7 protein-coding genes, 1 tRNA gene and 1 pseudogene are annotated in these 6164 nt (G+C 67.3%); 2 read left to right on the top strand and 7 right to left on the bottom strand.

Going from position 1 to position 6164, the window contains the following annotated elements; translation table 11 throughout:
- From LXM94_RS25295 to tesB, 3 genes and pseudogenes are all read right to left on the bottom strand, one after another.
- Positions 1-182: pseudogene (locus LXM94_RS25295) on the bottom strand (ammonium transporter); the annotation flags it as partial.
- A 30-nt stretch (positions 183-212) separates the two neighbouring features.
- Complete coding sequence (locus tag LXM94_RS25290; protein WP_097141339.1) at positions 213-551, bottom strand: P-II family nitrogen regulator; 339 nt, start codon at positions 549-551, stop codon at positions 213-215.
- Between the two features lie 229 nt (positions 552-780).
- Positions 781-1665, bottom strand: a complete 885-nt coding sequence (gene tesB, locus LXM94_RS25285; protein ID WP_235774588.1) for an acyl-CoA thioesterase II — start codon at positions 1663-1665, stop codon at positions 781-783.
- A gap of 86 nt (positions 1666-1751) precedes the next feature.
- On the opposite strand from tesB, the gene LXM94_RS25280 reads away from it, so the two are divergent.
- Positions 1752-2975: a ubiquinone biosynthesis hydroxylase gene (locus LXM94_RS25280; protein WP_235774586.1), complete on the top strand. Its 1224-nt coding sequence runs from the start codon at positions 1752-1754 to the stop codon at positions 2973-2975.
- Positions 2976-2981: 6 nt separating this feature from the next.
- On the opposite strand, the gene LXM94_RS25275 is transcribed toward LXM94_RS25280, so the two are convergent.
- The 4 genes from LXM94_RS25275 to LXM94_RS25260 all read right to left on the bottom strand — a co-directional run bounded on the left by LXM94_RS25275 (position 2982) and on the right by LXM94_RS25260 (position 5508).
- Positions 2982-3170 (bottom strand): Trm112 family protein, encoded by a 189-nt coding sequence (locus LXM94_RS25275; protein WP_235774584.1) that lies wholly within the window; start codon positions 3168-3170, stop codon positions 2982-2984.
- Between the two features lie 16 nt (positions 3171-3186).
- Entirely contained in the window at positions 3187-3867 is a 681-nt protein-coding gene (locus LXM94_RS25270) for an LON peptidase substrate-binding domain-containing protein (RefSeq protein ID WP_235774582.1), read from the bottom strand.
- 105 nt (positions 3868-3972) lie between these two features.
- Positions 3973-4935 (bottom strand): thioredoxin, encoded by a 963-nt coding sequence (gene trxA, locus LXM94_RS25265; protein ID WP_235774580.1) that lies wholly within the window; start codon positions 4933-4935, stop codon positions 3973-3975.
- Positions 4936-4992: 57 nt separating this feature from the next.
- Positions 4993-5508, bottom strand: coding sequence for a prolyl-tRNA synthetase associated domain-containing protein (locus tag LXM94_RS25260; RefSeq protein WP_235774578.1), 516 nt, complete (start codon positions 5506-5508; stop codon positions 4993-4995).
- A 494-nt stretch (positions 5509-6002) separates the two neighbouring features.
- Here LXM94_RS25260 and LXM94_RS25255 point away from each other — a divergent pair.
- Positions 6003-6077 (top strand) — tRNA-Gly (locus tag LXM94_RS25255).
- Positions 6078-6164: the final 87 nt, after the last annotated feature.

Raw genomic sequence — 6164 nt, 5'->3', positions numbered from 1 at the left:
AGCACGAGAAGCGTCGTGATGTACATGAAGACCGTATCGGCCTTGTCCGGGACCGGGGCGGCTGCCACAGCCTCGGCAGCGGCCGGCGCGGCTTCCTGGGCAAAGGCCACGACCGGGGCGAGAATCGCCGCCGACGCGGCGCCCAGGCGGGCGAGGGTGTTGGAAAGGGTGAATGAAGACATGTTTGGAATGCTCCCTGATCTGCCGTTTGCTTACAGCGCTTCGGAATCGGTTTCGCCCGTGCGGATGCGCACGGCATGATCGATCGAGTAGACGAAAATCTTGCCGTCGCCGATCTGGCCGGTCTTGGCGGCGGCCGCGATCGCTTCGACGGCCTTGTCGACCGTCTCGGACGGAACGGCGATCTCGATCTTCAGCTTCGGCAGGAAGCTGACGGCATATTCCGTGCCGCGGTAGATTTCGGTGTGTCCCTTCTGGCGCCCGTAACCCTTGACCTCGGTCACGGTCAGGCCCTGGATCCCAACCGCGGTGAGGGCTTCTCGTACCTCATCGAGCTTGAACGGCTTGATAATGGCCATCACAATCTTCATCTGGTTTCCCATCCTTGTGTTTACCCACGGCCGGGGGCCGTTTCTCCTCGTCGCGGGGAGCATCATGTCCCCGGCAACCGGGCTTCTACATTCAAGGGGCGTGCCAGATTCGCGCCACAATTATAAATCATTGATATATATATCTTTTTCGGCAAAACTGCGGAAACAGCTAAAATTTCGCCACTAGCAATGATTATAAAATGTGCAATTTTAAAGTTTTGCACACCAATTAATCAACTGCCTTTTTCCGAATCAGACCTTCCTGTGCGACGGAGGCAATCAGGGCGCCGGAACGGTCGAAAAGACTGCCGCGCGTCATGCCGCGCGCGCCGAATGCCGACGGACTGTCCTGTGTGTAGAGCAGCCAGTCGTCGAGCCGGCAGGGCCGGTGGAACCACATCGCGTGGTCGAGGCTCGCCACCTGCAGGCTGCGGTCGAAGATCGACGTGCCGTGGGCGAAGAGCGAGGTGTCGAGCAGCGTCATGTCCGAGAGATAGCCGAGCACGGCCGCCTGCAGGTGGCGGTCGCCGGGCACCGGACCGGTCGTGCGCACCCAGATGTGCTGGCGCGGTTCCAGCTTGTCGGCGGTGAAATAGTGCTTGAGCGAGACCGGGCGCAGTTCGATCGGCCGCGGCCGCTCCCAGTAGGCGCGGACATGGTCCGGCGCATGGGCGAGATACTGCTCCTTGATCTCCTTCTCGCCGATGAGCGATTCCGGCCCCGGAACGTCGGGCATCGCGGCCTGGTGGTCGAAGCCGTCCTCCTCGACGTGGAAGGATGCGGTCATGAAGAAGATCGGCCTGCCGTGCTGGACCGCGATCACGCGGCGTGTGGCGAAGGAGGAGCCGTCGCGCACGCGGTCGACGTCGTAGACGATCGGGATGGCCGGATCGCCCGGGCGCACGAAATAGGCGTGCAGCGAATGCACGAATCGCCCCGCTTCGACCGTGCGCGTCGCCGCCGTGAGCGCCTGGCCGATGACCTGCCCGCCGAAGACCCGCTGCCAGCCGACCTTGGGGCTCACGCCGCGGAACAGGTTTTCCTCCAGTTTCTCGAGGTCCAGCGTGGCAAGCAGCATGGCCATGGCGGGATTGTGCTCGGGGGGATGCGACATTTGGCGGAACTCGCGCGGTAGGAATGGCGATGGTGTTGGCCTATATAAGGGCCGAAACCGATGGAAGGGAACCGGGAGTGGGATCGATGATCGACGTGCTTGTCGCCGGCGGCGGATATGTCGGCCTGTCGCTCGCCGTGGCCGTCAAGGCGGCGGCGCCGCATCTGTCCGTCGCAGTGGTCGACGCGGCGCCGGACGGGGCCTGGCAGCGCGACGAGCGTGCCTCGGCCATCGTGGCGGCAGCGCGCAACCTGCTCGAGGTGCTCGGCGTCTGGCAGACGATCGCGCCCGAGGCCGAACCGATCCGCCGCATGGTGATCACCGATTCTCGTACCGCCGATCCCGTCCGCCCCGTCTTCCTCACCTTCGACGACGGGGCCGGGGCGGGCGGCGACGGAGATCCCTTCGCCCACATGGTGCCGAACCGCGCCATGACCGGCAGCCTGCTCGAAAAGGCGAAGGCGCTCGGCGTTGCGGTCCGCTTCGCCACGACGGCGGATTCCTTCGAGGCGGGCGCCCATGCGACCGCCGTGCGGCTCTCCGACGGCGCGACGGTGGAAGCGCGCCTGCTCGTCGCCTGCGACGGCGTGCGCTCGCGGCTGCGCGACGCGGCCGGCATCAAGACCGTGCGCTTCGACTACGGCCAGTCCGGCATCGTCACGACCGTCGAGCACGAGCGGCCGCACGACGGCACCGCGGAGGAGCACTTCCTGCCCGCCGGGCCCTTCGCGACGCTGCCGCTCAAAGGCAACCGCTCCTCGCTCGTCTGGACCGAGCGCAGCGATGATGCCGACCGGCTCGTCGCCAGCGACGACCTCGTCTTCGAGGAGGAGCTGGAGCGCCGCTTCGGCCACAAGCTCGGTGCCCTGAAGGTGGTGGGCGGCCGGCGCGCCTTCCCGCTCGGCCTGACGCTGGCACGCGCCTTCGTCGCGCCCCGTTTCGCGCTCGCCGGCGACGCGGCGCACGGCATCCACCCGATCTCCGGCCAGGGCCTGAACCTCGGCTTCAAGGATGTCGCGGCACTCGCCGAGACGATCGTCGAGGCCGACCGGCTCGGACTCGACATCGGTTCGCTCGCCGTGCTGGAGCGCTACGAACGCTGGCGCCGCTTTGATACGTTCCGCATGGGGGTGACGACCGACGTGCTCAACCGGCTGTTCTCGAACGACGCGACGCCGCTGCGCACCCTGCGCGACGTCGGTCTCGGCCTCGTCGACCGCCTGCCGGGGCTGAAATCCTATTTCATCCGGCAGGCCAAGGGAACGGCCGGCCGCGACCATCCGCGCCTGCTCGTCGGCCAGGCGATCTGACGGCGCTCAGTCGCGGATCTCGCGGGCCTCGGAGACGAGCATGATCGGAATGCCGTCGCGCACCGGATAGGCGAGCTTCGCGCGCTCGGAGATGAGCTCGGAGGTGGCGGCGTCATAGGTCAGCCGCCCCTTGGTCAGCGGGCAGACCAGCAGTTCCAGCAGTTTCGGGTCGACGCCGCTCGTCTTGCCGCTCATGCCGCCCTCCTCCGCCTCATTGCAGCACGGTGTCGATATCGCCGAAACTGCGGGCGAGCACGATTTCGGTGATGGCGATCAGCGTCTCGGCCCGCGTCCTGAGATCGGGCGCCTCGAGCAGTGCCTGCTTCTCGGCCGGACCGTAGGGCGACATCATGGACATGGAATTGACGAGCGTCGTGTTGCTGGCGCGTTCCACGCTTTCCCAGTCGGCCTCCAGCTTGTTCGCGTCGAGATAGGCGCGGAAGGCGGCGAGCAGCGCCTCGCGGTCGACGCTCTGCTCGTCGTCGTGGCCGGCGAGGTCGGCCACGAAGGGCGCGATGCGGAAGGTGCGGTAGGCCTTGTGGCTTCGCGCCTCGCCGATCAGCCGATAGCGGCAGATGCCCGTCAGCGACGTGATGTAGCGCCCGTCGCCGGTCTCGGCGAAGGAGGTGATCCGGCCGAGGCAGCCGACCTGGCACAGCGCCGGCGCGTCGGCGGCCGGATCGTCCACCCGGTGCTCGCCGAAAACGGGCTGCACCATGCCGATCAGCCGGCTGCCGGCGAGCGCATCGTCGAACATCGACAGATAGCGCGGCTCGAAGATGTTGAGCGGCAGCTGTCCGCCCGGCAGCAGCAGCGCGCCGGTCAGCGGAAAGACCGGGATCGTCTCCGGCACATCCTCCGCCTTCAGGTATCGCGCATTCCCGACCTGCATCGCCATGCCTTCCCCATGCCGCGCCCCCGCCTGCCGCCGTCGGCGGCGCGGGGCGCATCCCCCAGAAATGGTGCCGCGCCGCCGATTCTCAAGGGCCGCGACGGATCAGGAGAACAGAATCGACGACAGGCGGCGGCGGGCCGAAATGGTCGCGGGATCGGTCGGCCCCCAGACCTCGAAGAACTGCAGCAGCTCGCGGCGCGCGCCGTCGTCCTCGAACGCCCGGTCCTTGCGCATGATCGTCAGCAGATGGTCGGCCGCCGCCGCCCGGTCGCCCTCGACATTGCGGATCTTGGCAAGCTTCAGACGCGCGTCATGGTCGTCCGGGTCGCGGGAAAGCGCCGCCTCCAGCGCGATCGGGTCGCCGAGCTTGCGGGCTTCCTCGATCTGCTCCAGCTTCTTGATGCGGGCGGCGATCAGCGGGTCCTTGCCGAGCTCCTCGGAGACGCCGGCGAGCAGCTGGCGGGCATTCTCGGGCTGGCCGGCGGCGATCATGCAGTCCGCCATGCCGGCAAGCGCCGCGGCATTGTCCGGGTCGGCCTGCAGCACGGCGCCGTAGAGATCGGCCGCGCCGCCGATGTCCTTCGCCTCGAAAAGCGCCTTCGCCTCGTCGAGGACCGCCTCGATTTCGGCCTTCTGGTCGGCGCCGGCGGGGCCGGCGATCTTGTCGATGAACTGGCGCACCTGGCTTTCGGGCACGGCGCCCATGAAGCCGTCGACCGGCCGGCCGCCGACGAAGGCGACGACGGCGGGGATCGACTGGATGCCGAGCTGGCCCGGGATCGAGGGATGCTCGTCGATGTTGAGCTTGACGAGCTTCACCCGGCCGGCGGCTTCCGTCACGACCTTCTCGATGATCGGCTGCAGCTGCTTGCAGGGGCCGCACCAGGGCGCCCAGAAATCGACCAGCACCGGCTGCTGGCGCGAAGCCTCCAGCACGTCGCGCGCAAAATTCGCGGTCGTCGTGTCCCGGATCAGGTCGCCCGGGGCGGGCGTGCCGCCGAAGGACGCGGTCGCGTTCATCTGGCCGCCGAAGGAGGCGGCGTAGGGGTTGTTGCCGGTGCTCATGGTCGTCTCCCGGAAGCCAGCGCTTCCCTTGCGTTTGCGTGCCCGAAAGATCGTATGTCAGGCCGTCACTTTCAAGACAAGCGGTTCGTGCCCCGTCGCCGCGATGAAGCGCAGCAGGTCCCGGGCGCCGATCGAGGTCGTGGCGTCGTTTCTGAGCGGATGCGCGTTGATGACGTCATAGGCCATCAGGTCCTCGTCGATGATGATCCTGACCTTGGCCGTGCTGTCGTTGATCGCGCCGAGCGCCGTCACGGCGCCGGGAATAACGCCCAGATAGTCCATCAGCTTTTCCGGCCTGCCGAAGGAGACGCGGCCCGACGCACCGATCACGCCATGCACCGTCTTCAGGTCGACCGTCGCATGCTCCTCGACCGTCAGCAGGAAATAGTTGTCCTTCTTGTCCTTGATGAAAAGGTTTTTCGTGTGGCCGCCGGGGATCTCGTCGCGCAGCGCCACCGATTCGGCCACCGTGAAGACGGGGGCATGGTACCTGGTGCTGTGCGCGATGCCGAGGCCGTCGAGGAAGGCGAAGAGATCCTTGTCGGTGCGGGGGGAGGATGGGGTGTCTGTCATGGCTGTTCCGTCTGGCACGAGTTTCGGGGGCGCCGGCTGTCCGGCACGCCACCGGCCTCCGCGTCACGGCGGACCGCAGCCGTCGGCGCGGCGGAGAGCGTCGGATGGGGCGTCGGCGCCCGACGGCATTAGCGCATGTCGGGTCGTACCGGAACCCGCCGCGGGCGCCGCTTTCGTGCCCGGCCGCGACAGCCGGCCGTCTCGCATGGACGGCACAGGTCGGGGAGGCAGGATGCGGCAGCGTTGCGCCACGGCCGCCATCGCGGCGTTGTCGCGCGCCTTCTGCCCGCCGGCCCCGGCAGGCCGGTCCCGCCGCTCCGCCGGCCCTGCCGCGTTGCCGGCACCGGCGAACCGGCTTCTCCGGACGCCGGCAATTTTTCTCGCCGGCTGCGTCATTTCCCTGTTGCATTTGCAAAAGGCTTGGGCCATATAGCGCCCGTCGCCGCGACGATGGCGACCTTCGGCCACCGACTACCCCAGGCCGTCGACGATGAGCGGGTGTAGCTCAGGGGTAGAGCACAACCTTGCCAAGGTTGGGGTCGGGCGTTCGAATCGCCTCACCCGCTCCAGTCTCTCCAAGGTCCATTCTGGACACATGGGTTACGGTTTATACCGGAGACATGGGTAACACTTTTGGCCCGAAGGGGTCTTGGAGT

The organism is Rhizobium alarense (genome assembly GCF_021555155.1).
Taxonomy (GTDB): Bacteria; Pseudomonadota; Alphaproteobacteria; order Rhizobiales; family Rhizobiaceae; genus Rhizobium_D; species Rhizobium_D alarense.
The sequence above is the reverse complement of the archived record's forward strand: the minus strand, read 5'-3'. Positions and strand labels throughout refer to the sequence as shown.

Excerpts from the sequence above, each read along its gene's own strand:
- LXM94_RS25290 (WP_097141339.1), bottom strand. The coding sequence starts at position 551 with ATGAAGATTGTGATGGCCATTATCAAGCCGTTCAAGCTCGATGAGGTA.
- tesB (WP_235774588.1), bottom strand. The coding sequence starts at position 1,665 with ATGTCGCATCCCCCCGAGCACAATCCCGCCATGGCCATGCTGCTTGCC.
- LXM94_RS25280 (WP_235774586.1), top strand. The coding sequence starts at position 1,752 with ATGATCGACGTGCTTGTCGCCGGCGGCGGATATGTCGGCCTGTCGCTC.
- LXM94_RS25275 (WP_235774584.1), bottom strand. The coding sequence starts at position 3,170 with ATGAGCGGCAAGACGAGCGGCGTCGACCCGAAACTGCTGGAACTGCTG.
- LXM94_RS25270 (WP_235774582.1), bottom strand. The coding sequence starts at position 3,867 with ATGCAGGTCGGGAATGCGCGATACCTGAAGGCGGAGGATGTGCCGGAG.
- trxA (WP_235774580.1), bottom strand. The coding sequence starts at position 4,935 with ATGAGCACCGGCAACAACCCCTACGCCGCCTCCTTCGGCGGCCAGATG.
- LXM94_RS25260 (WP_235774578.1), bottom strand. The coding sequence starts at position 5,508 with ATGACAGACACCCCATCCTCCCCCCGCACCGACAAGGATCTCTTCGCC.